Origin of the sequence: Polynucleobacter necessarius (assembly GCF_900095175.1) — a bacterium.
Taxonomy (GTDB): Bacteria; Pseudomonadota; Gammaproteobacteria; order Burkholderiales; family Burkholderiaceae; genus Polynucleobacter; species Polynucleobacter necessarius_I.
The window spans coordinates 304,772-330,349 of the sequence record NZ_LT606946.1; the positions used below are offsets into that span (position 1 = coordinate 304,772).

32 protein-coding genes and 2 pseudogenes are annotated in these 25,578 nt (G+C 43.6%); 18 read left to right on the plus strand and 16 right to left on the minus strand.

Annotation, left to right across the window (positions count from 1 at the left end):
• Window positions 1–4: 4 nt before the first annotated feature.
• The 4 genes and pseudogenes from DXE44_RS10880 (at window position 5) to DXE44_RS01705 (ending at window position 3,602) form a co-directional block, all read left to right on the plus strand.
• On the plus strand, window positions 5–691 hold the full coding sequence (locus DXE44_RS10880) for a chloride channel protein (RefSeq protein ID WP_114652149.1): 687 nt from the start codon (window positions 5–7) through the stop codon (window positions 689–691).
• On the plus strand, window positions 573–1,172 hold the full coding sequence (locus DXE44_RS01690; RefSeq protein ID WP_162785847.1) for a chloride channel protein: 600 nt from the start codon (window positions 573–575) through the stop codon (window positions 1,170–1,172). The genes DXE44_RS10880 and DXE44_RS01690 overlap by 119 nt, the downstream gene beginning before the upstream one ends.
• Window positions 1,173–1,715: 543 nt before the next feature.
• Window positions 1,716–3,080, plus strand: a pseudogene (locus DXE44_RS10500) (amidohydrolase).
• Between the two features lie 165 nt (window positions 3,081–3,245).
• A complete protein-coding gene (locus DXE44_RS01705; RefSeq protein WP_114652157.1) occupies window positions 3,246–3,602 on the plus strand; it encodes a DUF1622 domain-containing protein in 357 nt (118 codons plus the stop codon).
• A 155-nt stretch (window positions 3,603–3,757) separates the two neighbouring features.
• Here the strand turns inward: DXE44_RS01705 and DXE44_RS01710 are convergent, their stop codons facing one another.
• A complete protein-coding gene (locus tag DXE44_RS01710) occupies window positions 3,758–5,089 on the minus strand; it encodes a DUF2252 domain-containing protein (RefSeq protein ID WP_114652159.1) in 1,332 nt (443 codons plus the stop codon).
• Window positions 5,090–5,557: 468 nt separating this feature from the next.
• Between DXE44_RS01710 and DXE44_RS01715 the strand changes: the two genes are divergently transcribed.
• A complete protein-coding gene (locus tag DXE44_RS01715; protein ID WP_114652161.1) occupies window positions 5,558–6,277 on the plus strand; it encodes a hypothetical protein in 720 nt (239 codons plus the stop codon).
• A complete protein-coding gene (locus DXE44_RS01720; protein WP_114652163.1) occupies window positions 6,241–6,522 on the plus strand; it encodes a glycosyltransferase in 282 nt (93 codons plus the stop codon). The genes DXE44_RS01715 and DXE44_RS01720 overlap by 37 nt, the downstream gene beginning before the upstream one ends.
• A gap of 1 nt (window position 6,523) precedes the next feature.
• Here the strand turns inward: DXE44_RS01720 and egtD are convergent, their stop codons facing one another.
• The 11 genes and pseudogenes from egtD to DXE44_RS10140 all read right to left on the minus strand — a co-directional run bounded on the left by egtD (window position 6,524) and on the right by DXE44_RS10140 (window position 17,334).
• On the minus strand, window positions 6,524–7,465 hold the full coding sequence (gene egtD / locus DXE44_RS01725) for an L-histidine N(alpha)-methyltransferase (RefSeq protein ID WP_114652165.1): 942 nt from the start codon (window positions 7,463–7,465) through the stop codon (window positions 6,524–6,526).
• A 34-nt stretch (window positions 7,466–7,499) separates the two neighbouring features.
• Entirely contained in the window at window positions 7,500–8,306 is an 807-nt protein-coding gene (gene phnE / locus DXE44_RS10125) for a phosphonate ABC transporter, permease protein PhnE (protein WP_174221105.1), read from the minus strand.
• On the minus strand, window positions 8,303–9,130 hold the full coding sequence (locus DXE44_RS10130; protein ID WP_174221106.1) for a PhnE/PtxC family ABC transporter permease: 828 nt from the start codon (window positions 9,128–9,130) through the stop codon (window positions 8,303–8,305). The genes phnE and DXE44_RS10130 overlap by 4 nt, the downstream gene beginning before the upstream one ends.
• A gap of 31 nt (window positions 9,131–9,161) precedes the next feature.
• Window positions 9,162–9,941 (minus strand): phosphonate ABC transporter ATP-binding protein, encoded by a 780-nt coding sequence (locus DXE44_RS01735; protein WP_114652167.1) that lies wholly within the window; start codon window positions 9,939–9,941, stop codon window positions 9,162–9,164.
• A gap of 4 nt (window positions 9,942–9,945) precedes the next feature.
• On the minus strand, window positions 9,946–10,782 hold the full coding sequence (locus DXE44_RS01740; protein WP_415065507.1) for a putative selenate ABC transporter substrate-binding protein: 837 nt from the start codon (window positions 10,780–10,782) through the stop codon (window positions 9,946–9,948).
• A gap of 80 nt (window positions 10,783–10,862) precedes the next feature.
• A pseudogene (gene selD / locus DXE44_RS01745) lies at window positions 10,863–11,908 on the minus strand (selenide, water dikinase SelD).
• A 58-nt stretch (window positions 11,909–11,966) separates the two neighbouring features.
• Window positions 11,967–13,181, minus strand: coding sequence for an SUMF1/EgtB/PvdO family nonheme iron enzyme (locus DXE44_RS01750; protein WP_114652171.1), 1,215 nt, complete (start codon window positions 13,179–13,181; stop codon window positions 11,967–11,969).
• Window positions 13,182–13,196: 15 nt separating this feature from the next.
• Entirely contained in the window at window positions 13,197–14,555 is a 1,359-nt protein-coding gene (gene gorA, locus DXE44_RS01755) for a glutathione-disulfide reductase (protein ID WP_114652173.1), read from the minus strand.
• 144 nt (window positions 14,556–14,699) lie between these two features.
• Entirely contained in the window at window positions 14,700–15,047 is a 348-nt protein-coding gene (locus DXE44_RS01760; protein WP_114652174.1) for a thioredoxin domain-containing protein, read from the minus strand.
• Window positions 15,048–15,318: 271 nt separating this feature from the next.
• Window positions 15,319–16,392: a YeeE/YedE family protein gene (locus DXE44_RS10135; RefSeq protein WP_174221107.1), complete on the minus strand. Its 1,074-nt coding sequence runs from the start codon at window positions 16,390–16,392 to the stop codon at window positions 15,319–15,321.
• Entirely contained in the window at window positions 16,393–17,334 is a 942-nt protein-coding gene (locus DXE44_RS10140) for a sulfurtransferase (RefSeq protein WP_231970536.1), read from the minus strand. It abuts the gene before it with no gap.
• A gap of 156 nt (window positions 17,335–17,490) precedes the next feature.
• Between DXE44_RS10140 and DXE44_RS01770 the strand changes: the two genes are divergently transcribed.
• From DXE44_RS01770 to DXE44_RS01780, 4 genes are all read left to right on the plus strand, one after another.
• Entirely contained in the window at window positions 17,491–18,048 is a 558-nt protein-coding gene (locus DXE44_RS01770; RefSeq protein WP_114652175.1) for a sigma-70 family RNA polymerase sigma factor, read from the plus strand.
• An 8-nt stretch (window positions 18,049–18,056) separates the two neighbouring features.
• A complete protein-coding gene (locus DXE44_RS11485) occupies window positions 18,057–18,248 on the plus strand; it encodes an anti-sigma factor family protein (protein WP_462803984.1) in 192 nt (63 codons plus the stop codon).
• Window positions 18,249–18,521: 273 nt separating this feature from the next.
• Window positions 18,522–18,734 (plus strand): YgaP family membrane protein, encoded by a 213-nt coding sequence (locus DXE44_RS01775; protein ID WP_114652176.1) that lies wholly within the window; start codon window positions 18,522–18,524, stop codon window positions 18,732–18,734.
• Window positions 18,734–19,273, plus strand: coding sequence for an RNA polymerase sigma factor (locus DXE44_RS01780; protein WP_114652177.1), 540 nt, complete (start codon window positions 18,734–18,736; stop codon window positions 19,271–19,273). The genes DXE44_RS01775 and DXE44_RS01780 overlap by 1 nt, the downstream gene beginning before the upstream one ends.
• Window positions 19,274–19,328: 55 nt before the next feature.
• Here DXE44_RS01780 and DXE44_RS10050 read toward each other — a convergent pair whose 3' ends face one another.
• On the minus strand, window positions 19,329–19,706 hold the full coding sequence (locus DXE44_RS10050; RefSeq protein WP_162785849.1) for a hypothetical protein: 378 nt from the start codon (window positions 19,704–19,706) through the stop codon (window positions 19,329–19,331).
• Between the two features lie 70 nt (window positions 19,707–19,776).
• On the opposite strand from DXE44_RS10050, the gene DXE44_RS10055 reads away from it, so the two are divergent.
• The 8 genes from DXE44_RS10055 (at window position 19,777) to DXE44_RS01825 (ending at window position 24,196) form a co-directional block, all read left to right on the plus strand.
• On the plus strand, window positions 19,777–20,055 hold the full coding sequence (locus DXE44_RS10055; protein WP_331851851.1) for a hypothetical protein: 279 nt from the start codon (window positions 19,777–19,779) through the stop codon (window positions 20,053–20,055).
• Between the two features lie 17 nt (window positions 20,056–20,072).
• A complete protein-coding gene (locus DXE44_RS01795) occupies window positions 20,073–20,723 on the plus strand; it encodes a DUF6969 family protein (RefSeq protein ID WP_114652180.1) in 651 nt (216 codons plus the stop codon).
• 29 nt (window positions 20,724–20,752) lie between these two features.
• Window positions 20,753–21,292: a carboxymuconolactone decarboxylase family protein gene (locus DXE44_RS01800; protein ID WP_114654306.1), complete on the plus strand. Its 540-nt coding sequence runs from the start codon at window positions 20,753–20,755 to the stop codon at window positions 21,290–21,292.
• 24 nt (window positions 21,293–21,316) lie between these two features.
• Window positions 21,317–21,697 carry a thioredoxin family protein gene (locus DXE44_RS01805; protein WP_114652181.1) on the plus strand — a complete coding sequence of 127 codons (381 nt, stop codon included), beginning with the start codon at window positions 21,317–21,319 and terminating at the stop codon, window positions 21,695–21,697.
• Complete coding sequence (locus DXE44_RS01810) at window positions 21,697–22,425, plus strand: cytochrome c biogenesis CcdA family protein (RefSeq protein ID WP_114652183.1); 729 nt, start codon at window positions 21,697–21,699, stop codon at window positions 22,423–22,425. Before DXE44_RS01805 ends, DXE44_RS01810 begins: the two co-directional genes overlap by 1 nt.
• Window positions 22,426–22,442: 17 nt before the next feature.
• A complete protein-coding gene (locus DXE44_RS01815; RefSeq protein ID WP_114652185.1) occupies window positions 22,443–22,868 on the plus strand; it encodes a DsrE family protein in 426 nt (141 codons plus the stop codon).
• Window positions 22,869–23,135: 267 nt separating this feature from the next.
• Window positions 23,136–23,519, plus strand: a complete 384-nt coding sequence (locus tag DXE44_RS10060) for a tyrosine-type recombinase/integrase (protein WP_197712805.1) — start codon at window positions 23,136–23,138, stop codon at window positions 23,517–23,519.
• Complete coding sequence (locus tag DXE44_RS01825) at window positions 23,447–24,196, plus strand: site-specific integrase (RefSeq protein WP_162785852.1); 750 nt, start codon at window positions 23,447–23,449, stop codon at window positions 24,194–24,196. The genes DXE44_RS10060 and DXE44_RS01825 overlap by 73 nt, the downstream gene beginning before the upstream one ends.
• On the opposite strand, the gene DXE44_RS01830 is transcribed toward DXE44_RS01825, so the two are convergent.
• The 3 genes from DXE44_RS01830 to DXE44_RS01840 all read right to left on the minus strand — a co-directional run bounded on the left by DXE44_RS01830 (window position 24,197) and on the right by DXE44_RS01840 (window position 25,525).
• A complete protein-coding gene (locus tag DXE44_RS01830) occupies window positions 24,197–24,421 on the minus strand; it encodes a hypothetical protein (protein ID WP_114652189.1) in 225 nt (74 codons plus the stop codon). It abuts the gene before it with no gap.
• Between the two features lie 69 nt (window positions 24,422–24,490).
• Window positions 24,491–24,859, minus strand: coding sequence for a hypothetical protein (locus DXE44_RS01835; protein WP_114652191.1), 369 nt, complete (start codon window positions 24,857–24,859; stop codon window positions 24,491–24,493).
• An 18-nt stretch (window positions 24,860–24,877) separates the two neighbouring features.
• Complete coding sequence (locus tag DXE44_RS01840) at window positions 24,878–25,525, minus strand: hypothetical protein (protein ID WP_114652193.1); 648 nt, start codon at window positions 25,523–25,525, stop codon at window positions 24,878–24,880.
• Between the last annotated feature and the right edge of the window lie 53 nt (window positions 25,526–25,578).

A 25,578-nucleotide genomic window follows, 5' to 3' on the forward strand; every position in this document is an offset into this window, starting at 1 on the left:
TGTCATGATCGATTCCACCAGCATCCATCAAACTAAATCTGAATCTTCGGAGATTTTGGGTCTTAATATCTGGCGCTTGGTAGCTGTAGCCGCGGTTGCCGGCATTGGTGTGGGATTGATTGGGGGCACTTTTCATTGGATGCTAGTTCACGGAAGTGAGCGCTTTTCCACACTCTTGGTGAGCTGGAAGGTTGATGGATTTTATGGTGTCCCTGGATGGATTGGCGCTGCTTTAATTGTTGGCATTAGCATCGGCATAGCCCGTTGGATGGTTTATTTTGCCCCTAGTGCGGCGGGTAGTGGAGTCCAGCACGTAGAAGCAGTTATGCGTAAAGAAGCTGATCCTGCGCCATTACGTGTTTTGCCAATTAAATTTTTCGGTGGATTGCTTGTAATGATCCCGGGGATGGCTTTAGGTCGAGAAGGGCCAACTATTCAGATGGCTGCCGTCATAGGGAGCCAATGTGGCCGCATTTTTAGATTGAGTAAGGAAGATGGATTCTTGCTCTATACGGCGGTAGCAGGGGCCGGATTATCAGTGGCGTTCAATGCCCCCATGGCTGGCATTGCATTTGTTTTGGAGGAGGTGGACTCGCAAGATAACCACCCGAAGTGTCCTCATTACGCTGATTGCGGTTGCTACGAGCATTACTGTATTTCGGGCTCTCTTCGGCAATGTAATTTCTTTTAGCATTCCCACCTTAGTTGCGCCAGAGTTGGCCAACTTGGTTCTCTATGCAATCCTGGGATTAATTGTTGGTTTGATGGGTGCTTTATACAATCGCAATATCTTATTTGGGCTGAATATATTTTCCACTACCATGCCTAATATCCCTGCCGCACTCAAAGCAGCTTTTGTTGGGGCGGGAGTTGGATTGATTGCCTACTGGCAGCCTTCTTGGGTTGGCGGAGGTGCCTTACAGGCTCAGCAAATACTGTCCAATAATTTAGGCGCTCAAGCACTACTTACTTTGTTAATAGTGCGCTGGTTGTTGGGTTCTATCTCTTATTCCCCTAGTTTGCCTGGCGGCCTGTTTGCTCCTTTGCTGTTGGTCGGTGCAATTTTTGGAGCTTTATTTGCCCAGCTCATTAACTTTATTCCAGTCCTTGCATTTCAGGCCGATACAGTGTCGTTTGCCTTAGTTGGAATGGCTGCTTTTTTACGGCAGTAGTACGTGCCCCCTTTACTGGTGTATTGCTCATCATTGAGATGAGTGGTGGGGTGATATTAACCCCTGGCCCCTCTTGGTAGCTTGCGTCTGCGCCACATTGATCACCTCTTATATGGGCTCTCCGCCCATCTACGACTCTTTAAGAGCAAGGATGCTATCTAGATCATAGACGTGTACCACTTTTGGATCATTGCAGTGAACTTTTGATTTGCATCAAAAGTCATCTCAAAAACTTTGCTACATTAAACACTTGGGATGTAATCTGTATGTAGTTTTTCAGATCATACAAAAATACATTGTGGAGGTTGCTTTCAGCAGCCCAATCATTGCTTAATAATCAAGTGAGAGATATTTACGGGTAACTGGCATCAATTTTCAGGAATATTTGGAGAGCTTGATAACTTGAAATCGAGTGCTCAGACAATTTTTATTAATGGCGATATTTACATCGATTCAAAAAATAAAGTACAAAACATCTTCATTGAAAATGACCAAGTTAAAGCTCATGATGTTGATGTGAGTGCTTTTCCAAACGCCAATCTTGTGGATCTTAAAGGGAAAGCAATCTTTCCCGGTTTTATGGATACGCATTGCCACCTCCTCGAAGCTGAATTTGTCCTAAACGTTGGCGTTAATTTACGTGAAGTAAAAAATTCAACACCAGAGATTGCCAGCAAACTAAAAGACAAAATCGCTGAATCTCAAAAGGGTGAGACCATTTTAGGTGTTGGTTTTGAAATGGATGACTATACAAAATGGAGCTTAAAAGATTTGGCAATGATTGATGCTGTATCGCCAGATAACCCAGTTATGTTAGTTGATATGTTAGGTCATAATTTATTACTCAACACCGCGGGTATGCGTTTTTGCAATATCACTGACGAGAACTTTAAAGATAATATCGGCGGATCTTCTAATCGAGAGAATGGACATTTAACGGGAATGTTTCGTGAGAAGTCACAGCAAAAACCTGCCGATGAAATTTTCGCAAAATTTGGACATGAAGACTTAGCCAAAGAGGGGGCTCGTAAGCTCATTGATTACTGGGCCTCTATGGGATATACCAGTATTGTGGATCTGATGGGTGCCATCGGTTTTCGATTGCATAAACCCGATATTTTTTATGCCTTGGAAAAAGAAAATAGGCTAAAAATGAGAGTGAATTGGTGTTACACCTTATTTGATGTCGATGGCGTGGATGAGGCAGCGCTACTCAAAGGTAAAGACACTGATCTTGTAAGATTTTATGGGGGAAAAATTTTTGTTGATGGCGCCTACGCAGGCGGAGAGCCATGGACTACATGGGAACATTCGAATGGTGGTTTTGGTTTACAGTAGGTATACACGGATGACAGTTTTGGCGAAAAATATAACTTAAATCGTATTGTGTTGCGTGCGGAAGAATTGGGTTTGAATATGCACTACCATACACAAGGTGATCGTGCTATCCAGGCTGTACTTGATGCTCTTGAGTACACTAAAAGTAAACTAGGCTCAATTAAGCAAACCCATACCTTGGCTCATGTTGCCTTTTTAATGCCTGAGCAAATGAAATTAATAGCGAACTACGGCGGGAGAGTAGTGGTTACTGTACAGCCAGCATTCTGCAAAATTGAAGATAATTTGACGCAGTTTTTTGCAGGCCATACCAATGAAGCTTATCAAATTAAAAAAATGTTTGATTCAGGGGTTACGGTCGGAATGAGTACTAATTTTAGCGTCTCGCCTATAGATATAGTATCGCCAGCAGTAATTATGGAAGTAGGAATGAGCGGTGCTGGTAATCCTGAGGTATATCAATCATTAAGTATGGAGGAAATAATCAGGGGCTTTACTGATTTAAATTCCAAAGTTTGTGCCCACTCTGATGTGGGTGATTTGCATGTTGGGAAAAAGCTGATTTTCTGATAGTTGATAAATCTTTTTATGGGTTAACTGCAAAAGACATGCAGAGTGCTCCTCCAAAAACCCTTGAAACCTGGGTTAGTGGCATTAAGCGATTTTGAGGCTAGTGAAGTCATGCCATCAAAAATCTACTCAAGAATGTATTTGTTAGTAAATTAAAGCGAGACTATGAACTTAATCGACACAATTAGAAATGTCAGTGACATTATGGATGCGCTAGGTGTAGCGATTGTTTCCATTGGGGTCTTAAGGGGCCTTTTTCTATTCATTAAAGACTGGATTACTCAAACTCTTGATATCGCCTACAAAGTTTTCCGTATTCAGATAGTCCGCTCACTTATTCTAGGCTTAGAGATATTGGTGGCGGGAGATGTGATTCGAACCGTGGCAATTAGCCCAAGTCTGACGAGTGTTGCGGTATTGGGGGTTATTGTGTTGATTCGCTGCTTTTTGAGTTGGTCGCTCTCCCTGGAGATTGATGGGCGCTGGCCGTGGCAGGCACCTGCTAAACCAGAAGCTAAATGATGCGCATCTGAATGGATGAAGTGTAATAGAGGAGATCATCTATAAATGGATGTAAGTAATCCATTTATAGCCCTTCAATCTTAGAATTTCTCGGTAGCGCAGGAGACTTTTCCCGGCTTGATTGCTTTTAGAAATGTGGCATAGTCAGCCTCATTTTACTTGCTGTAGGCCAGCGAGAATTTGACGAGGGCATCATCAAGAAGCTCATTTTTTCCACAGTAGCCAGCTAGAACCGCAGGATCTCCTGAACGGGCATGAGCATTGGCTAGTGCCCACCCAAAGAGTTTTGCAAAATCTGGGAATATTTTGGCATTAATTCCATCGTTGCCAACTGAAATTCCGCCCTTCATATCGCGTAATTGCTGGACATAAAAATCTGCTTCTACTGTTTTTCCATAACCCAGAAAAAGATCTGGAGCTCCTTGAATGAGACACTGTCCATGAACAACGCGCTCACCTTCCGATTTAAATTGCGTATCAGGGAAATATGAGGCGAGGATCGATTTTTGTGCCCGTTTCGTCTGAAGAAAAAGGGGGTCATTTTCATCTAGCCCCTCAAAATACATCACCCAGCAACCGGTGCCAACGCTACTAACTCCAACAACCTTTCTTGCCCAATCAATCCATTTGTAGCGTGATAATAAGTGCTTACGATCTGGGGCTAATGAGTGAATATAGGAACTAATCCCTTCATCATTGAGTTCGGTAATTCTTGTGCCATTTGGTGAGAATTGAAGATGCTCTATGAGTGGAGGATTATTAATGAGGCGAATTCCGGCCTCAGTTACTTCAGTTAATTTCCCAAGCATGCCATGACCATTATTTTTTCGAGCTTTATCCAATAAGCCCTTTAAGTATTTCTGACTTGTTTCATTTGCGTGTTTTGTTGCAATGTTGGTAAGCGATTTATCGTCAATATAAGTGCGCTTTAGATCGGTATAAGGCATGGTCGAGTATTGACGCATGTTATTTCGATATGCCTGACAGATATTGCGTACGATCTTCTCTCCATATAGCTGATCTTGACCGAGTAATTGCGCCGCAATCATGGCGCTAGCTGTTAGACGCTTTAAATCCCAATCAAAATTTCCGGGAAGGGTTTCATCAAAATCATTAATTCCAAAGACGAGCTGGTGCTCAGTGGTAGAAAAGAATCCAAAGTTGCTAACATGCATATCTCCGCATAATTGCACTTGAATAGAGGGGCTTGGAGTTTTAGATAAGTCGTGAGCCATGCTTGCAGCACCTCCTCTAAAAAACGCAAAGGGATCGGCTGCCATTCGAGCATGGCGAATCGGGATGTATTCAGGAATTCGAGTTTTTGCTTGGGAAAGCAAAATTTCAATTGGGCCTTGGAGCTTATTTTCTACCGTAAATTGTCCAATTGAGGGCCTATCAACCGCTTTACGAATCGATTTTCCTAGATCAAACCGCTCTTGAGGACTTGGATTCTTTTTGAGAAATGACTCATACAGTTTGCTAGGCATGGTTCCATGATCCCATAGACATTCGAAATAAAAAAGCCCCGCAAGAAGCGAGGCTTAGTAATGCTGGTGGGTCGGGCGAGATTCGAACTCGCGACCAACGGATTAAAAGAAATAAAATTGTACTAAAACAGTAACTTAGACATTGCTTTAAACCTGCCTGGAAAGTGCCGCGATATCTACGGGTGGTCAGGCGGAGTCGATTGGGCAGTCTTGGAATTTATCTGGCATCGACAGAAGCGTTATGAGAAGTGACTGTTGGTTTGTCGGGTTAACCGACATCTTTGAATGGTCGCTTGTCGGTCAGTAGCAGTCGATTCATAGTTAAGTTTTTGGTTGCAATTTTAGGAATTAATCCTTTCCATCTGCCTTCCATGCGAGAAACCGTGTTTATATAGATCGACGCCTTCAACTATTAATGAAACCTCCGTTACTATTAGATATCTGAATAACAAGGCTTTGCCATAAGGATTGAATATCAAGCCGCTCATTGAAATCGTTACTCCAGCACCGCCGGGCAGCCTTCATGGCAACCGTATGACGGCTTTACGCTGGCAGGCATTTCTAAAGGATCTTGGTTATGTTGCTGATGTGACTGAGTCATGGTCTGGTGGGAGCGTTGGCCTACTCATTGCGCTTCATGCCTATCGTAGTCATCAATCCATTTTGCAATTCAAGAAGCAGTATCCCGATAAGCCGGTTGTGCTCGTTTTGACGGGTACCGATCTATATCGAGATATGGCAATTCATGATGAGGTACTTCAATCGATGGATTTGGCAGATGCCTTGGTAGTCTTGCAATCCTCGGCTCTGGACTCTATTCCAGCTGGCTTTCGACACAAGGCTCAGGTCATTTATCAATCGGTAGAGATAGGCCCTCATGCTGAAAATACTGGATCAGGCTTTCAGGTGGTGGTGATTGGACACCTCGGGGACGAGAAGGACCCATTTTGTGTTGCTCGCAGCCTATCTTTCATACCTAAAAATTCTCAAATCCATGTGTTGCACTTGGGCAAGGCTATGAATGTCCAAATGGAGCGAGCCGCCATGGAATACGACGATAAGCTTGAGCGCTATCGTTGGATGGGCGAGCAAAGTCATGAGGAGGCCATGAGGATCCTTTCTCAAAGTCATTTAATGGTGATTCCAGTCGTATGGAGGGTGGCGCTCATGTTGTCTCTGAGGCAATAGCCTTGGGTATTCCGGTAATTGCATCGGACATAGCAGGTAATCGAGGCTTACTTGGGGATGACTACCCTGGTTATTACCCAGTTGCAGGTGAATCTGCACTTGCAGCCCTGTTATATCGAGCAGAAACTGACACTCATTTTTACTCTTCACTAAAAAAACACATCGAGCTTCGAAAAAATCTCATCAGCCCAGAGCGTGAGAAAAAGTCAATTCAGGGGCTACTCGACAAGCTGACAGACAAGTAATTTAAGTGATCTTCTTTGCATTTACGAAGCAGACTAAAAAATGATTATTGGGATCGGTCCAGTAGTGGATATTTTCGAATCCAGCTCGGCGGAGTTTTTCTACAAAATGATCTTGAGTGTATTTGTAACTATTTTCTGTATGAATTAAATCACCCGCTTTGAAGCTAAGAACATGATCTTTCGAGTCCAGTCCCGGAATGGTGACTTTCACATCGTCTAGGGCACGCAGGCGCATTTCAATACGAGATTTGGATGTATTGAAAAAGGCATGATGTTCCCAGTTTGCAAGATTGAAGTTGCTACCAGTTAATTTATTTACATAGAGCAGGGCATTTAGATTAAATGCCGCAGTAACGCCTAATTTATCGTTGTAAGCCAAGTCTAAAGTCTGGGTATCCTTGACTAAGTCAACGCCAATCAGTAGTCCACCATTTCCATTGCATTGATTGGCGAGATTGCTAAAAAATACATCTGCATTTTCGGGATCATAGTTGCCAATGGAAGATCCTGGGAAGAAAAATATTTTCCGTAAATTTTCTAAATTAGGAAATGCAAGTGTTTGGCTAAAATCAATTGCATGAGCAGACATTTCAATATGTGGAAACTGCTTCTGTAAGTCATTTACAGCTGCTTGTAAAAACTCTTTTGAAATATCAAGCGCATGGTACTGCTTGGGCTTAATGCTATTAAAAAGCTTGCTAGCCTTAATACAATTACCGGCCCCAAGATCAAGCAGGGCATCACACGAACCCACTGCATTAGCAATCTCACTTTGGTAGGTATCCATAATCCATTTTTCAGTACGGGTTGGATAGTATTCCTCTAGAAGCGTAATAACCTCAAATAAATGTGAGCCAATCTCATCATAGAAAAACTTTGGCGATATCGATGGTGTATCGGCAGTCAGGCTAAGTAGTAATTCCTGGGTTAAGGTTGGCTTCATTTGAGAGATGGTCTGTAAGAGGTATGTAGGATTTCTAGCCTAAATTGTGCATCTGAATGCGTCGGAGTTTAGCGCTGATTGCATCTACCAGCACTACTAATAGCAACATAGCAATAATTACGGTTGATGCTTGAGCCTCTCGAAGTAATGAAAGTTCGTAATACAGCATCTGTCCTAGGCCACCAGCACCCACAAATCCCAAAATAGTTGCCATGCGGATATTCATTTCCCAGCGATATAGGCTGTAGGAGAGTAATTGAGGCGCGATGCTAGGTAGAGTGCCATACAAGAAGCTGGCAACTCTTCCGGAGCCACTCAGAACTAATGCATTGCTTGAGGCTATTGGATTATTTTCTAAAGTCTCACCAAACAATCTTCCCAAAACACCCATGGTGTGAAGTGTCAATGCTAAGGTTCCTGCAAATGGCCCTAAGCCAACAGCTAGAACCATTAATGCTGCCCAAACTAACTCTGGCACAGATCTTAGGAAGTTACAAAAGAAGCGCGATAGCCATTTTGCAATAGGGCCAAATCTACCTGACACGGGAAGTGAAATCAGAATACTGAGGATTGCAGCAATCAGGGTTGCCAAAGCTGAGATAGCTAGAGTTTGAAGAATACCTTGCCAAATTTTTTCTAAAAAATCAGCGCTTAGATCCGGCGGGAAAAATCGCCCAATAAACTCCGCCATATTTTTCATGGCTTGAAAGGTAAAGAGATCTGCTGGATTAAGCGACAGGTAAATAAAGCTGCTAATAGTTAGGCCAGAAATGATCAAAAGCATGAGAAGGCACTTCAGATAAAATTGACGGGCTGGTTGAATACTAATTTGCACGCTCATACCAGCTGCTTTCTAATTACTAGGCTAATGTAATCGGCTAGCAACACTAAGCCCAAGAATACGATCAAGATTGTGGAAACTTCTCCACCATTGAGCATTTTCATGGATTGATCCATCAGCTGACCTAAGCCACCTGCACCCACAAATCCCATCACTACTGAGGCCCTAACGGCGCACTCCCAGCGATAGACGGTGTAAGAAGCAAGCTCTTGCGCTGAGTTTGGTAGCAGTCCATATAGAAATGAGGCTACACGACCACTCCCAGAGAGAATGAGTGCTCTAGCAGGTAGGGTGTTACCTGACTCTAGAATTTCTGAATAGACTTTTGCCAACATGCCGCCATAGGTGATGGCAATAGCCAAAACACCTGCTATGGGACCTAAGCCAAATACCCTGACTAGTAAGAGTGCCCACACAATCTCTGGAATACCACGCAGAACCAACATTAAAGTGCGCGCAATAAATCGCACAAATTGAGCCAGCTGGTGATCAGATGTGGGGCCAATTCTGGAAATCGATAAGCTATAAGAAATGATTAGGCCAAGTGGAACAGCAATGATCATTGCCAAGGCTATTCCTGCGGTCGCCATAGCTAAGGTCTCTACAGTGGCTTTTAAAACAAGCGATAAAAATTCCAGTTGAATATTGGGTGGAATAAATTGCACCAGAAAATCGCCCATAACTTTAGTGTTGTTGGGATCAATCAAGAGCATGGGTTCAAACTGAGCCAGCTGCAGCATAGACCAAAGAATGCAAATAGCCACCACCAGTCCAATAAGCCGATAGGGTGCTGCGGGGTCTCTAAAAGTGCTTGATGTCAGCATTGCGATTTAAAAAGAAAGACCCTTTACGCCACTAGAGAGTGGCTTTATTTAATTGGGTCGGAAGGCCGCCAAGCTCGGATGCATAAAGATCTTTTAGTATGGTCTCACTGACTTGACTTGCAGGTAAATCAAACATTACCTGACCATCCCGAATGCCAACGATGCGTGGAAACCAGCGTAAGACAATATCTACCGCGTGAAGGCTTGAGACTAGTGTGGCATTTCTTTTCTTGGCCTCGGCAATCAGAACACTAATAGTGAGATCTGACAGGGCGGGATCCATTGCGGATACTGGCTCGTCAGCCAGGATGAGTTGCGGTTCTTGATACATGACCCTGGCAACACCCACGCGCTGTAGTTGGCCACCCGATAGGCAATCACACCGATCAAATAGTTTGTCAGCGAGATCTAAGCGCTCAAGACAGGATTGCGGACCAGGAATATCAACTGGATAAATTAATGACAAAATTGACTTCCAAAGAGGCCACTGTCCGAGTCGACCTGCAAGAATGGCAGTGATAACTCGTTGTCCCAAAGGAATGGGAGGCGCTTGATGGACTAAACCAATGGTCAATCGTAATTTTCTAAGCGATGCTTTGGACAGATTCCAGGGATTAGCTTCTAGTATTTCAGCATTCCCATACGTCGGCTTTAAAGCAGTAGCCAAGATATTCAAAAGCGTTGTCTTGCCAGAGCCAGAGGGCCCAATAATGGCAATGCACTCGCCAGCACTTGCCACCAAAGATACTTGGCATAGTGCGGGCGTGCCATTACTGTGCTCAAAGCCCAGTTGTTGTAGTGAGAATCCCACGAGACTACTTAATTAGCCCAGCTGAGCGCGCTGCTTTTTCGATATCGTCGTAATTCGATGATTTGGTTGTGACGTACTTGCTTGCACGTTGCAGATCCATTAATTCTTTGTAGTTCGGATTGCTGGCATCAAGCTTTAAGAAGGCATCGGTAATCTTCTTGACCAGGGCTGGATCTAGATCTCCGCGCACTGTCCAGTTGTAATCAAAATAGGGCGGTGTTGTGGAGAGCACCTTTGACTTGAGTGCATTTGGATTTTTAGCTTCATTTAACTTTGCCCATACCGAAGCATTGAGTGCTCCAACATCAGCCTTGCCGCTAGCTACAAAGGCAACTGTTGCATCGTGCGCCCCTGAAAATGCAATGTTCTTGAAGTCTTTGTCTGGATTAATGCCGGCTTGCATTAAAAAATATCGTGGCATTAAGTGACCTGATGTGGAGGATGGTGATCCAAAGGCAATTGTTTTGCCTTTTAATTCACCCAGGGTTTTTAAAGAGCTATCAGCCGGAATAATAAAGACGCTTGTAAATTTTTCATCTTCAACGTACTGAATAATAGGAACAGCTGTGCCATTCGTTCTAATTTTAGTTTGCACATAAGTAAACCCGCCAAGCCAAGCCATATCAACTTTCTTGGTTGCTAAGGCCTCTACAACTGCTGCATAGTCAGTCACTGGGGTAAATTCCACTTTCATGCCAGTTTCTTTAGAGAGGTAGTCGCCGAGTGGTTTAAATTTACGCTGCAACTCTGTTGGGGACTCATCAGGAATGGCTGAGATGCGCAAGACATCTTGAGCTAAGGCTCCGGTGCTAGCGCTACAGACAATGCCAAAGGCAAGCATTAATACGGAGAATTTTTTAAGTGCAGCAATTTTTAGGAAATTCATATGATGATCTTTTGGTTAGGGTTAAAAAGGAATAATTAAGAAACAGACAGGCCTGAGTCAGCAGCAAAGTGGCCTATCATCTTTGCATTATTAAAGCCGCCGGAGCTCAGAATAGAAAGCACTTCTGCCTCTTGTTCTGGCGCGCATGCGATTAATAAGCCGCCACTTGTCTGTGGATCGGTTAATAAGTTTTGTTGCCAAAGCTCTAAATTGCTAGCTAGCTTAACTTCGCTACCGTAGCCAGCCCAGTTTCGAGTAGAGGCACCCGTGAAGATATCTGCCTTAACATGCTCAACCGCTTCCTGAACTACGGGAATAGCATTCCAATCTATCTGGGCCATTAAATTAGAACCTCTGGCCATTTCAAGCAAGTGGCCTGCTAATCCAAAGCCGGTGACATCCGTGAGTGCATGAACGCCTTCAAGCTGTGAGAGTGCAACACCAGGCTTATTGAACTTGGTAGTGAGGGCAATCATCTCTTTGTAACCCGCCTCTGACAGCAGCTCCTTTTTAAGTGCTGCAGAAAGAATGCCCACGCCTAATGGCTTGCTAAGGATGATGCTATCACCCGCTTGAGCACCATTGTTGCGTTTAAGTTTTTTTGGATCAACCACACCAATTGCTACTAAGCCATAAATTGGCTCTACTGTATCAATGGAGTGACCGCCAGCAATCATGATGCCGGCATCATCGCAGACAGACTCTCCACCAGCAGTGATTTGTTGAATCACTTCTAGTGGTAACGCTTGAATGGGCATGCCTAATAGTGCGAGTGCAAATAGGGGCTGAGCACCCATGGCATAGATATCTGAAATTGCATTGGTTGCCGCGATACGACCAAATTCAAATGGATCATCGACGATAGGCATAAAAAAATCAGTTGTTGCAACGATAGCCTGATTTTCATTAATCTGATACACTGCAGCATCTTCATTATTGTCAGAGCCAGCCAGAAGTGCAGCAGGTAAATTGCGTATGGGAGATTTTTTTAAGATATCGCTTAATACGCCTGGTGCAATTTTGCAGCCGCATCTCCACCATGGGATAAAGAGGTAAGGCGACCGTTATAGGAAGTAGTCATAAAATTTCAAGTTCATATTAAGGGGTGCCCTGCACCCAACTGGAGAAGCTTACTCAATTTAGAGTAAACACGTACGAAAGCCACAAAAATGATCACTTCTATTGGGTTGATAAAAGTTGCGAAATGCGGCTCTCTTTAATCGATCGGGCGTATAGAGGCTACCCCCTTTTAGAACCTGATATTTACCGTTAAACCAAGGCAGGGAATAATCTGTGCAGGGATCGGGGCTAAATCCGGGAAAGGGTGAAAAAGGACTGCTGGTCCACTCCCATAAATGTGAGGGCTGCCATGCTGTGCTTTTTTGAGATATCAATATCGTGAGCTCATGCTCATTGGGCAAACGTAGCCCATTTACTTTGCAATAATGCTGAGCGTCGAAATAATTAATATGACGCACTGCTGATAAGGGGTCCAAGGGCAACCATTCATCAAAGAATCGTTCAAACCAGAGGCCATCTTCTTTCTTCCAGTGCTTGGGAGGCGCTGCTGGTTCGAGCTGACTAAGATTACTGGCGGACTCTAAGTAGGTGAGGTATTCGGCATTCGTGACGGGGCTGCTAGATATGTCGAAGGAGGGAGCATTAATAGTATGGGCCCATTTTTCATTATCAAAAATGAAACCAGAGCCCTGATGAGAGTCAGCCTCTAATGATGATTCTGGAAAATGAATCCAAGTTTGCTTATTTTCATTGGACAAACTTCTATCAGAGAGGGGTAAAAATGGCATGGGGCGACCCATGGTTTGCCACATATAGGCAAACGCTTCATTGTGCATATCCTGATGAAAAATCGACGGCTGAATAAAGTAGGCAGCTTTATTGTCGATTGGTTTACACAGTAACTCTTGGGTGCTGCTTATCACATTGAGGTTGTATTCCAGAAGACTATCTAGCGAGGGCATTGGAGTTGACCAGCGATCTTCATGTGCAATTTCTGAAGAATTAAACAAATGATCAGCGTCAACCATGAATGAGGGATTGCTTACCTGGCCCCCACGATGAACCCAAAACTCATGAAACCAAGTTAAGTGACCGAATTCCCAGAGAGGGGGATTCAAAATATGAAGCTGCGGAACTATATGATCTGCCGCTGGAATATTCTCCAGAATATGGCGTGTAATGCGGTTACTTTCCTCTAGCCACTGCGATAACGTGGACGCTGGTGGATGTGGAAAGTAGAGTAGGTAATCGTCAGCCGAAGAATGATGCATAAAGTATTTGTTATATTTTTTCTCAATTAAATCTGCTATATACAAAAATAAATCAAATGCCATTATTCAAGCTTGATCCTATTTATTAAATTGTCTAGTAGGGTTTCGCATGGTTACTAATTCTTCTGCCGCTGTCGGATGTACTGCAAGCGTTGCATCCAGCGATGCTTTAGTTACCTTAAGCTGAAAGGCGACACCCATGAGTTGAGCCATTTCGCCTGTATCGGGGCCAAGTGCATGAAAACCAAGTACGCGGTCATTTGTACGGTCTACTAATAGCTTCATAAATATTTTGCTGCTATGCCCAGACAAGGCGGCTTTCATCGACCTAAATCTGGTAGTGTAGACATCGAGCTCTGGATGTGATTCTAATGCTGCCTCTTCTGTTAGGCCGACTGTGCCGATTTCTGGTGTGGTGAAGACTGCGGTCGGTATTAAGCTATGGTCGACAACTATTTGTTTATTACCAAATTGAGTTTCTGCAAAGGCATGACCTTCACGGATAGCCATTGGCGTAAGGTTCACGCGATTAGTTACGTCACCTACTGCAAAAATATTTGGAATGCTAGTGCGGGAATGCATATCGACCGTTATAGCACCAGATTGATCAAGTTTTACACCAAGAGCTTGTAGACCAAGACCTTGAGTTTTAGGTTTTCGCCCAATTGCCTTGAGAACAGCATCCACCTCAATGACGGTACTATCATTTAAGTGCACCTGTAACCCATTATTGACTTTTTGAATCTTAACAATCTTGCGCTCCGGGTGAAGTATTAATCCAGATTGCAGCAACTCTTCTTCGAGATGAGTTTGAAGCTCGGCGTCGAACCCCCGCAGTATCTTTTGGCCACGATAAACAATGGATACTTTTGAGCCAAGGTTCTGAAAGATACAAGCTAATTCTAAGGCGATGTATCCAGCGCCCTGTACAAGGACTCGCTGAGGCTGTTCCTCTAATAAAAAGAAGTCATTCGAGTCGATGCAAAGCTCGTAACCTTGAATGCTAATATCATTTACAGGTTGCGCACCAGTTGCGATTAGAATAGTTTTGGCGCTGATTATCTGACCCTCATCAATTGCAATCTGAGTCGTGCTTAAGAGTCTTGCGCTACCGTAAAAGATCTCGACCCCGGCCTTCTCAAGGTTGGTCCGATAAATATCTTCCAGTCGGGCAACTTCGCTGTCTCGTTTCTCCTTTAAGTATGCCCAGTTAAATTTGTTTTCGCCCATGGCCCATCCAAATCTAGTGGCCTCCTGAAACTCAATGGGGAATCGACTGGCATAGACCATGAGTTTTTTAGGAACGCAGCCACGAATAACACAGGTTCCACCCATGCGATATTCTTCTATGATTGCAACTTTTGCACCATTTTGTGAGGCAATTCTTGCCGCCCTCACACCGCCTGAACCAGCTCCAATTACGACTAAGTCATACATGTCAATGTCTCCCTGCTAATAAATGTGTAGCACAACCCTGCATAAAATCTTCATCATATTATGGGGTGTAGGAGCTATTTTTAAATGACTGTAGGCAGCATCAATTTTTGGACCTGTCGCCTGAGACGCTCAATCCCATAGCTATTAAGCGCTTCCCTTGTTAGCTTCACACCCTTTTGCTATGGTAGCAACAAGGTCTGCGAGGGGCTTAGGGATAGTGCTTGGAGCTAGTTTACCAAGAGAAATATCTTGAAGGATTTTCTCGAGAAACGTTTTGTTTGGTGGAATTTCACCGAAGAAATAAGTATGTCCATCATCTGAGACGGCAAGAATTGTTGGTAGGTTATCTATATTAATCTCATTAATTAGTGATGCCTCATCTTCAATATCAAGCCATACCTTTGATAATCCATCTGCATTTATGGAGTTGAAGTGCTCTTTAAATTCTCGGCAGGATCCACACCATTCAGCACAAAACAATATAAGTCTCATAAGCTAATCTAGGTCACGTGAAATGATAGGTCTTAAGAAAAAGCCGAACAAAACAGCATTGTTTTATCCAGGGTTTAGTAGCTTCGAAAGGCTAATTAACGAGATTTTGCAGCATTAGAGCAATGACCGCCAAGCAACTTTTGGCCAGAGCCTAGTGCAATTGGTGAGGGCTCTAAAAAAGGATTGATTGCCTTTGAACTACTCCAGTCCCAAAGCAGAAATGTAATTAGCGCAAGCCAAAATGCAATTTGAAGTAACAATGATTTTTTCATCAGAATCCAAACCGCTTTCTGAGTTTGATTCCAATAAGCGTGCCTGCAAAAGCCATAGGGACCCAAATCCAGCCATGCAGACTACCTGTAGAGATGCCGCTAACCATACCGCCAATATTGCATCCAAACGCTAGTCTAGAGCTATAACCCATAACGAAACCCGCAATTAGTCCAATGATCCACTGTTTGCCGGTTAGCGGTTTATGTGATTCATTTCGTGAAGATGAAATCCACAGAGCTCCCGACAAAATGCCGATGTTTGTAATGGATGTGACATCAAGCAGCACAGATTGTGAGAGGATTTCTAAATTACCAGCTTGGCTCCAAAATGGATTACTGCCTGGATCAAAAAAGCCGATGCTATAGGCGATTTTGGCTGCCCACAAACCAAATCCATAAACCACTCCCCAGGGCTGTCCGGCCACAATAAGGTTGAGTGTCGCCAAAATAGCTAAAAGAATTCCGCCAATAACCCAGCGTTTTTCAAAAATGACGGCAGGCTTATTGCACCACCACCAAATTCCAAAGCCAGTAGCAAGCAGCAAAACCCAACTGAGGATGACTGTCTGTGTAGCGCCTAAAACAGTGACTAAGTTAACGGGATCTAGTTGACCCAAGGCAAGCCATTGATCTAGCTGTACTGATCCTAGAAAGCTACCTATTGCGAACAAAGGCAAAATGCCAACATTGAGCGGAATACCCATGCCTGCTTTGTAAAGACTACCCGAACCGCATCCATCGGCAATTTGCATACTCATACCGAAAATAAATGCGCCAATTAGCAGGCTAATGCTGGGTGGTCCTAATGCAGCACTGAGCTCTGGAAAATTAGCCAACAATGGAATAGACAGGGTAAGCGCAACCAGAAGCAACACGATTTGACCAATCGAACCTTTTGGATCTCTTGAATCCGCAAGTTGACGCCACCCCGTCGTAAATCCAAATCGAGCCCCGGCCAATGTTGCCCCCATGCTGATACCAATCAAATACAGAATGCTTTGTCGTACTGACACACTCCATAGTAGGAAGGTAAAGAAGGCAAGTAGGGCTACCGTGAGCGGGAGGCGTTTCATTTAACTAAATGTTCTTTCGATCCATAACTTGAAATCAATCCACAACTGCTTGCCTCGGCTTGGTACGTTGTCCATGGATGACAATTGGGCATCCTTAGTGAAATCCACCATAGAGCCGTTATACATCGATACATTCTTTTTGCCTAAGACCTCTGACATGGCAAACCAGTTAGTTGCTGCCCAATGTCCAGTATTGCAAAAAGACACTACCTCTTGATCGGAGTCCAGCTGAGAATCAGTTGCTACCTGTTTGGCCTTGATGCTACTGATAAAGGTAGGGGTTTTTTCATCAAACCACTTTGAGTGCTCAAGGTTAGTAGCGCCTTTCAGGGTTCCAGGTACTTTAGCTGCTTGATGGCGGGTTTCACCTTCATAAAACGCCTTCGGGCGGGCGTCGATTAGTCGAGCTGATCCATCTGCTGACTTTTTAGCAAGCTCTTCTTTGGTGGTAATAAGAGATTGGTTGATGGAAGGGACGTAATCGCTTTTTGCAACACTAACAGGCTGATTGTCTAAAGGCAGCTTTGCGACAGCCCAGGATTTAATGCCACCATTGAGGATCGATAGATTTTCAAGACCCAGAACTTTTAAGGTCCAATAAACCCTTGCCGCTGCTCCAAAATCAGTTTGATCGGCACCGCTCGATACAACCACAATTTGGTTTTTTGGGCTCAAGCCTAAATTTTGAACTAGCTCAGTGAGCTTGTTGAGTGGGGGTAATTCTCCTGGATTTTCCTTGGGGCCACGCCATTTGCCATAGGGCGCATTTAGCGATCCGGAAATATGTTTTTCTGCATAAGATTTGGGGTCGCGAATATCTAAGATACGTAAATTATTGCCACCCAATTTGGCATTTAATTCATCCGGGGTGAGCAAAGGCTGGTTAGCATAAGCATTCAAGGTCAGCAGCAAAGTGCTAAGAACGGTAAAAAGCAGTTTCATCATGTACTCCAAACAGAAAACATCTTTTTTAGTCGCTTATATGCCCCTTAGCAAATACATTAAAACTCTTTATATAGATGCAAAAGTAATATAGTCAATTAATTGTGATCTCAGCGGTAAATTTATCAAGAGGTCTATTGCGATTAATATTGGGAGATGAACGTTGAATCAGTACTGCCTAGTTTAATTCCGTATCTTAGGAAGTTTGCCTTATTGCAGCTACGCGATGAGTCAATTGCAAACGAGGTAGTTCAAGAGACTTGCCTAGCTGCGATTTTGAATGGACAAACGTTTCGAGGTGAGTCCGAACTAAAAACCTGGCTAATTGCCATATTGAAAAATAAAATCATTGATCATCTTCGTGTCGAATCGAGAAAGATATCCTTTTCCTCCAATGATTTTGAGGAAGAGGATTTTTCTGGGCTGTTCAATAATCGGGGACACTGGAACGAGGAGGATCGACCTTCTAACTGGGGTAACCCGCACAAGGTTTTAGAACAAAAGCGATTTTGGGAGATCTTTGAGCTTTGTATGACTGCTTTGCCAGATAAGCTTGCTAGGATTTTTTCAATGGCCGAATTTCTAGAGATGCCATCAAAAGAAATTTGTAAGGAATTGGGTATTACTCCGTCCAATTACTGGGTCATCATGCACCGCGCCAGAATGCAGTTGAGGGTATGCCTTGAAAAGCGTGGCTTAGGTGCGAATCATTAGGGGTCAATATGCTGTCATGTCAAAGATCAACTGAATTAATGAGCATGCAAGTCGAAAAGCGACTTTCGGCGACGCAAAACATTGGCCTTGCTATTCACTTGACAGCATGCAAAGGTTGTCGAAACCTTCAAAAACAAATGAAGACCATTCATCAGGCATGCAAATTACTGCCCGAGCAGCTATTTAAAGATTCTTTGTAAGGTTTTGGTTTCTTAACCGACTAACGAGAGATAGTTATCAATCTTTCGGGGGCGTTATCCATGGAGTCATGTGCAGAAGAGTGCTTATATCTAGGGTTTTCCCTTACAAAGGGGCCGCTTAGTGACACCTCCCAAAAGCCCCTCATGCCAATCCTTTCAAGTTTATTTGTGCGCCAATTGAAAAATATTTTCAATCTCGCGAACCCATTTGATGTTTTGACCCCTCCTAGTAAGTAAGAAGCAATTCAATATCAATCAACCAAGGAGATCGATATGTTCTACGTCAAAAATGTTCCCACCTGGGAGCGGGTTATCAGAGTTCTACTAAGTATCTTTGTCTTTTATTTTGCATATCAAAACTGGGGGCAATCTAGCATTGCCGTAGCTGTCAGGGTGATAGGCGCGATTATGGCTATGAGCGGACTCATGGGCTATTGCCCAATGTGCGCCATGGTCGGCAGAAAACTCAAGAAGGCGAATCAGTAATGAGCGTCAACCTTGATCGTAATCATCTGATCTTTGCAGCCCAAACCGGGGATGCAAAGGCTATTAATAGTCTTTTGGTGGTTTGTCAGGCAGATGTGCGTCGTTATGCCCGCAAGCATTGCCATATCAGCGACATTGATGATGCCGTTCAAGAATCCCTTCCCATTGTGTCTAAACGAGTTCAGAACCTCAAAGCAGTTGCGGCATTTAGTTCCTGGTTATTTACAGTCATCAAGCGTGAGTGCCATAGGCTCTCTAGAGCGATGTTTAGACATGAGGCATTAGAAGAGGATGCGGTCAATGAACAGTTGGCAAGTCGTTCAACAGATGATTTGCGTATAGATCTGGCTGCCGCCTTGGAAAGTTTGCCAGCTCACTACTTAGAGGTTTTGCTGCTAAGGGATTTCGAAGAATTAACCATCTCAGAAATCGCGCAAAGATTAGAGGAGCCAACGGGCGCAGTTAAGAGTCGATTGCACCGAGCACGAGAATTGGTTCGCGAATACTTGATGGATACGGATAAAAGTTTGTGTGTGTAATAAGCAGTAGGTAGTAAGTGGAAGTTTATTTGTCCACGCAGTTCAATTTACTTAATTAAGGAGCTTTAAAAATGAAAAATCGTTCAATCTTATCCGCAATGGCCGTTACTTCTGCATTGGCTATGTCTAACTTTTCAGCGATTGCAGCTGCTTGCTCTCCTAAGTGCAAGGCAAAGTGTGCGCCAGCAGCTACCGCCTCAAAATGCGCTGCAAAATCAAAATGTGCCCCTAAGTGCGCCCCAAAATGTGCTGCAAAATGCGCCCCTAAAAAATAAGGAGTCAGGATGAAAAACTTATCGCTATTAGCAAAAATGGCGGTAAGTTCGGCCCTAGCGGCTGGACTTGCCCCAGCCCTGGCGGTCGGCTGTGCGCCAAAATGTCGTGCCAAGTGCGCTGCGTGCTCATCAAAATGTGGCGCCAAGGCAAATGCCAAGCTAATTCAAAGACCGGCAGGATATAAGCCAAACTACCCAATCACTCCAACAACTGTTGCTGCTGGTGAGCTGGTATTTAAAAACACCAAACTATCCAGTAATGGTATGGCTTGTGCAACTTGTCATACCGGTGGTGGAAGTTATCAAAAATCGTTTGCCATGCCTTTTCCACATAAGGTGGAGATGGCCGCTGGAACCTATGGCTTAAATTCGATCCATTTGGATGAAGCTATTCAGATGTGTATGGCCGGACCCATGGCGGCAAAACCCTTTGATTGGAAGTCCCCAGATTTGGCTAATCTAGTAGCATTCATGACTGAAGAGCAAAAGAAGTTTGCTAAAAGATAGGGATTAAGACTAGAGCAATGCGTCAATTAGATAGTCGATTACTGAGAGAGAATTTTCTTAAAGCGGATAACGCTTTAAGAAATTCAGGCATCAAGCTCATTGATGAGTTAACGAAAGAGGCCAAACTTAAGGATAAAAGAATTCCTAAAGACGAGGTCTTGCATTTTCCTGCGGACGATGTGATTGATAGCCAAAGTGGGTGCCAGTATTTTTTACACCGTCACTCCTCAGAATATGCAGAAGATTCATTGCATATTCATTTTTTTAGACGATGGAGCCCGCCTGAGCTCAATCTCGCAGATGGTGACACGATTCCAACGCATTTGGCCGCGCTTGAGTTGAGCCCAGAAGGAGAGCCTTTGGGCTGGTTTACGGTAAATCAATGGATAGTTGGCGATTATTGGCAGACAGCCGAGGGAACTGTTGCTCTATTTGAAGATTGGATGATTAATCAGTCTGATGAAGGTCGCGGAGATTTGATGAATCCAATTTGTCATGAATGGCTAGTAGCCTTAATGCAATTACATCTACATGGGACTATCGCCGATCTATTAGAAGAAAGAGATCAAAAACTAGATGTCATGGTTGACCAAAATCCCAATATAAATGTCTTGGAAGATCGCAGCATCGAAGTATTTGGATTTAAAAGTATTAATACCACTTTGTAATTTTTAAACTAGAAAAAATGGAGAAAAGCATGCCCCAGATTCACCCATTAACGATTGAACAAGCAGATGCAGAGTCCGCTCAAAAATTGAGCGCAGTAAAAGCAAAGATTGGTATGGTTCTCAATGTAGTTGGAACACTTGCAAATTCACCGGCAGCACTCAATTTGTATCTGACATCCTCCCAGGCATTAAGTGCTGGAAGGCTAACACCTCGTCAACGTGAAATCATTGCCTTAACTATTGGTCAGCTTAATCAATGCCATTACTGTTTATCAGCACATACGATGATAGGTAAGGGCGCTGGCCTATCTCCTGAAGAGATTGCAGATGCTCGTGCGGGTAAAGCATCAGATCCTGTGGAGAATGCGATAGCAGAAGTGGCATCAAAGCTCGTAACTAAGCGTGGATTTTTAACTGCTGAAGATATTGCACAAGCCAAGGCTGCAGGTCTTGATGATGGTTTGATTGTTGAAATTATTGCCAACTTGGTACACAACACCCTTACCAATTACACAAACCATGCGGCTCAAACGGAAATTGATTTTCCAGTGGTGCCGCTAGAGATCTAACAGCTTAAACATAAGGAAATCGATATGAAACATCTAATCAAAGCGATATTCGCATTCGTCTTATTTCAAGCGGTATCGGTATTTGCAGCAGGCCAAGCATTTACCCAGGCCAATTTTGATGCTCTACAAGCTGCTGGCAAGCCTGTAATTGTTCATGTGCATGCCGATTGGTGTCCGACTTGCAAATCACAGGACGCAATCCTGAATCCTTTAATGAAGTCCCCGGAATTTAAGGGTGTTACTTTCTTGCAGGTGAACTTTGATGATCAAAAGGATGCACTCAAGAAATTTAACGTAGCCAATCAAAGTACGATTATTGTCTTTAAGGGAGGCAAAGAAGTTGGCCGCTCAGTTGGTGATACAAAGGCGGCTTCCATTGATGCATTAGCTAAAAAATCTCTCTAATGGAGTTGGGTATCGGGTCGATTATTTTTGCCTTTGGCGCCGGAATTCTGTCGACCCTTTCTCCATACGTCATTCCAATCTTGCCGATTGTGATTGGCTCGGCATTGAATGAGCATCGATATGGACCGTTTGCTCTTGCTATAGGGCTGACAGCTTCCTTCACATTGCCTGGAACACTCTTGGCTAGCCTGGGTGGCTCCTTGAGAATCAATGCTGAGCATTTTCGAGGGTTCGCAGCCGTACTGATGTTATTTATTGGCCTAGTTTTGGTATCCCCCGTGCTGCAGGAAAAGTTTGCCGTTGCAACATCGTCGATCAGCAGCTCCGGAAACTCGCTACTCAGCCATGTTCATATCAAGGGCGCTTGGGGTCAATTTGTTTTAGGGCTTTTGCTTGGTATTGTTTGGGCCCCCTGTGTAGGGCCTACTCTTGGGGCAGCCGTTACATTGGCAAGCCAAGGAAAAGACTTGGCAATGGTTACTTTGGTAATGGCAACCTTTGGACTGGGAGCAGGATTACCGCTAGCTGCTTTGGGCCTTGTATCACATCAAGGATTCTTGAGATCGCGCGGCACACTGGGAAATGTGGCAAAGTTTGGAAAATTGCTCATGGGAGGATTTTTAATCCTGATGGGCGCACTCATTTTGCTAGGGCTTGATAAAGCAATTGAGGCCTATTTGGTAAAAGCTTCACCTGATTGGCTGATTAACTTAACAACATATTTTTAATTTCAAAAGGAATAATTATGAAAGCCTTACGCCTTACTTTACTTGCCCTCGTCATGAGTATCCTATCCGTCACTGCATATGCTGCAGATTCTGTGGTCTATCACATTGATAATGCCGATACTCAAGCTACAAAAGGTTTGCGTAATATTCGTAATCACTTAGATGTGGCCCCCGACACGAAGATTATCGTTGTGACTCATGCTAATGGTGTTGACTTTCTGATGGATGGGGCAAAGGATAAGAAAAATCCTAATATTGACTATGCCTCTTTAGTTTCAACATTAAAGTCCCGAGGCGTTAATTTTGAAATTTGCGAAATTACATTAAAAAATCGCAATCTTAAAAAAGATCAGTTTGTATTAGACGCTGAGTTTACGCCCTCTGGAGTGGTACGTGTTGCACAATTACAGACAAAAAATAATTTTGCCTACATAAAGCCGTAATAATGGCTTAATTTTCAATTTATCTTAGTTTGTCGGTTAACCCGACAAACATAGTGGTTGCCCAAATCCTAATCTCAAGTTAAGCTACAAGTGTCCCGAAACACGACACTTGAATTGCAAAATCTTAGCCAGCTTTTCTTCAAATCTAGTACATCCCAATCTGCTGATGTAATTCACCTCCACCAAGGTTTAGTAAGTCTCTTTAAGCGATCGGGTAGCAATCAATGGCAATGCCGCTTTAAGCTGCCTAATGATCAATGGCATTCTATGAGCACGGGACAGGCAGATCTTGAAGAGGCTAAGCATGCCTCTATAGCACTTTACGAGCAGACCATGGCTAAGATTAGTCAGGAATTAAGTCTCAAATCGAAGTCATTTAAGCAGTTGGCTGAAGAAGAATTGGCGGAACTCTCAAGGGCTGCGGCAGAAGGAAGGGGTAAATCCGTTTATCGCGATTACACCTTCGTAATTAATAAGTATTTGATTCCATTCTTTGGTATCTATCAGTTAACTCAAATAACCCCACAGTTAGTCCAAGAGTTTGAATCTTGGCGAGATAGTCAAATGGGGCGCATCCCATGGCTAGCACTAAGCGAACCCATAGCGCCGCCTATAACCGCATTGTTGAGAGGGCTCGCAATCAAGCATTAATCCCAAAAGATCTCGCTATTCCCTTGCTAGATATTCAGGGTGCTCCAGGGGAAGCTCGGCCAGCTTTTAGTGAAATGGAGATCGCTCAATTATTAGCCTTTATGCCTAATTGGGAACAAACAGGACATTGGGGTAGAACAAGGTCTATACGACAGTTGTGCCGCTCTTATGTGGAATTCTTGCTCTTTACTGGAGTGCGTACCGGCACAGAGACTATGCCGGTACGTTGGAAGCATTTGCAGTGGCATTACATCGGAAGCCAAAAATACCTCAAGATCTGGGTATCTGGCAAAACAGGGCCCAGGTACTTAATAGCCAAGCATGCTGTGATTGAAACTCTTAACCGATTGATTGCTTTTCAAGGTTTGCCGTTTGAGGATTTAGCAGGCTTGTTAGAGTTGGGATATAACCGCAAGATCTTTGTTATTGAAGATGGCAGCCAGCCCTATAGCTTAAATGGCACTTTTGAGCGATTATTAAGAGACTGTAATTTGCTTAAAGATGTAGCGGGGCGTAATCGTAGTTTGTATAGTCTTCGTCATACCTATGCCACATTTGCACTAGCTGAAGGTGTTGATATACACACCCTCGTTAGGCAAATGGGTACTTCTACATTAATGATTGAGCGTCATTACTCAAAACTCACCCCAATGATGGCAGCCGCGAAGTTGGCGTAATTATGCTTTGACGATTTCATAAAAATCCACACTATCAATGTTGTGAGCACATTCGAGTTCCCAGCAATCATTTTGATTGCTCCATGACTCAGACGCCAGATTGAAGATGGCGTCATCAATTTCATTTTGATTGGCATAGTTTGATTCATCAATGTGAAAGATTTTGGAATAAATTTTCTCCCCAATTAATGAGGCAGATACACGATATACGGCAAAGTTTTTCATACAAAGATCCTTTTGATAAATGTCTATAAATGATGGGATGCCCCTAAGGGGCACCTCAATCCATTGGCTCTAGGCGACATCAATAGGCTTAGCTTGCTGATTTGCGGGTAATTGCAAGCGACCTTTACGCCAGATATTGGTAATCACTTCAGGAACCTTTTGGGTATCGATCAGTTTTTGACAATAGGCGCGTAAGCTTGCTTCTAGCGTCTCTAGGTTAGCCTTAACGCCTTTAGTCATAAAGCGGATGATTTGGTTCTCAAATTTTTCACCATAGTTGTGAGCATGCAAAATTCTGTAAGTGCCTTTTGAGCGATCGTAGCGCGCCATAAAGAAGGTAAAGTCAGAGCGCTTGTAATCTTCCTCATCTGAGTGCAAGTGCGGTTGCCTATCAAAAGCAAAATTAATCGTGCTATCCCACTCCTTGCATACCAACATTTCGCGGAAAACATTAAGTCACTTTTCTTGAGATTTCTCACCCAATTGTTTGGCAGCGCTTTCTTGTTCAGTAGTATAAATTTGACCGATGCCACCACGACGACTGATGTAATCCACCAAATCTTTTGCCGCAAGGTTTTCTTTGGTAGCGACCTCTAGAATACGGGCGTAATTGGACGCACGCTTACGATCACAACCCACGATGTACTTAACAATGATCATCGTTTCGGAAGTGTTTTCTTGCACCTTAATGTCACGATCTTTTAAGGCTGATTTCATCGCCACAATAATATGGTGATGATATTCAGATAAACGCACCTTTAGTGCAAAGGAGTAGATATCTGAAAGTAGCTTATAAAGTGCTTGATTTCCGCGAACGATAAATTCTTCTTGGAATTTAGCGGCCTGATCAGTCAAAGCATCACACTCTTTGAGGGCAAGCATGACCTCTTGATCTTTTTTATACACATCTTCAGGTTTAAATTCTGAAGCTTGTTCTTTGGTAGTGGCGCCAAAAAAAGAATCAACATTGATTTCTTCGGTTGAGGCTTTCTGGGCAGCAGCATTAGTAGTGGTAATGTTGACCTTATCGGTTACTAGAAGTGATGCCCTTACTTTTTCTAGTAGTAGTAGTTCAGGGGCTAAGTTTTGTTCAATTGTAGTCACGGTAATTCTCCTTAATAAGTCAACTTGGCGGTTGTGGCGAAAGTGCCTGGTTA